We start from the raw sequence: 1,397 nt of genomic DNA on the forward strand, positions 1-1,397 counted from the left end.
CGAGTTGGTCGCAAAGGCCGCCGACGCCGTTGCGCGGCAGCCCGAATTGTTGGCGGGGCGGCTTCGCGAGCAGATCGCGCGCCTCGGCGAGGCCGGTGCTGCGCTCGAGCCCGAGCGTCTGCATCAGGAGGCGCTGTTGCTTGCCGCCAAGGCGGACATCCAGGAAGAGCTCGACCGGCTCAGCGCGCATGGTGCGGGCGGCGAAGGCGCTGATCGCGAGCGGTCAGCCCGCGGGACGCAAGCTCGAATTCCTGGCCCAAGAATTCAATCGGGAAGCCAACACGACCTGCTCGAAAGCGTCCGACATCGAGCTCAGCCGGATCGGGCTCGAGCTCAAGTCGGTGATCGATCAGCTTCGCGAGCAGGTCGCGAATATCGAGTGAGCCGCTATGGATGAGATCGGCCGTCGAGGACTGATGCTGGTGCTGTCGTCGCCATCGGGCGCCGGCAAGACGACCATCGCCCGGCGCGTGCTCGACGAGGATGCCGGCATCGCGCCTTCGATCTCCCACACCACGCGCGAGAAGCGCCGCGGTGAGGTGGACGGAAGGGACTACCATTTCGTGGACAAGCAAACCTTCACGCGAATGCGCGACGAGAAGGCGTTCTTGGAGTGGGCCCTCGTGTTCGACAATTTCTATGGCACCACGCGCGCACCGGTCGAGCACGCCTTGGGCGACGGACGTGACGTTCTGTTCGATGTGGACTGGCAGGGCGCCGACTCGCTTCGCGAGCAAGCAAGAGGCGATGTCGTTTCCGTGTTCATCTTGCCGCCGACCGCGGGCGCCCTTGAGGAGCGGTTGAGAACCCGCGCACAGGATTCGGACGACGTGGTTGCGCGCCGTATGGCGGGGGCAAGCAACGAGATCCAGCACTGGAAGGACTACGACTACGTCCTCGTGAACTTCGATGTCGATCGGTCCGTCGAGGCGGTGCATGCCATCCTTGCCGCGGAGCGTTTGAAGCGCGCCCGGCTCACGGGGCTGGACGGGTTCGTGCAAGGCCTGTTGAAGCAGCTCTAAGCTAACTCGTTCTTTTGAGCTTCGAGCGCGTTGGCGATGCGGCAGAAATCGCCGATCTCCAATTCTTCCGCGCGGGCCTTGGGATCGAGGCCGAGCGCTTCCAGAAGACCCTCCGCATCCGGCGTGATTTGGCGCAGGCTTGCGCGCAGCATCTTGCGCCGCTGGCCGAACGCGGCGGCCGTGACCCGTTCGAGCGTGCTCACATCGCAAGGGGGCTCTGGCCGGTCGCGGGGAGCGAACGCGACCACCGCGGAGGCGACCTTCGGCTTCGGCGTGAAGGCATCGCGCGGGAGCGAGAACAGGATACGGGGCTCCGTGCGCCACTGCGTCAACACGGCCAGGCGGCCATAGTCCTTGGTGCGCGGCTTGGCGACG

General features: G+C 65.8%; 2 protein-coding genes and 1 pseudogene. 2 read left to right on the plus strand and 1 reads right to left on the minus strand.

Annotation, left to right across the window (positions count from 1 at the left end):
• Both AUC71_RS22955 and gmk read left to right on the plus strand, forming a co-directional pair.
• Positions 1–383 (plus strand): annotated as a pseudogene (locus AUC71_RS22955) (endoribonuclease YicC domain-containing protein); the annotation flags it as partial.
• A 6-nt stretch (positions 384–389) separates the two neighbouring features.
• Positions 390–1,022: a guanylate kinase gene (gmk, locus tag AUC71_RS07590; RefSeq protein WP_069623785.1), complete on the plus strand. Its 633-nt coding sequence runs from the start codon at positions 390–392 to the stop codon at positions 1,020–1,022.
• Here gmk and AUC71_RS07595 read toward each other — a convergent pair.
• Positions 1,019–1,397: ribosomal RNA small subunit methyltransferase A (locus AUC71_RS07595; RefSeq protein WP_280139291.1), on the minus strand; the 379-nt coding region annotated here is incomplete at its 5' end. The two genes, gmk and AUC71_RS07595, sit on opposite strands and share 4 nt — an antisense overlap.

This window comes from Methyloceanibacter marginalis (genome assembly GCF_001723295.1).
GTDB classification, from domain to species: domain Bacteria; phylum Pseudomonadota; class Alphaproteobacteria; order Rhizobiales; family Methyloligellaceae; genus Methyloceanibacter; species Methyloceanibacter marginalis.

What these genes read in the sequence shown, in the direction of transcription:
- gmk (WP_069623785.1), top strand. Translation starts at nt 390, where the DNA reads ATGGATGAGATCGGCCGTCGAGGACTGATGCTGGTGCTGTCGTCGCCA.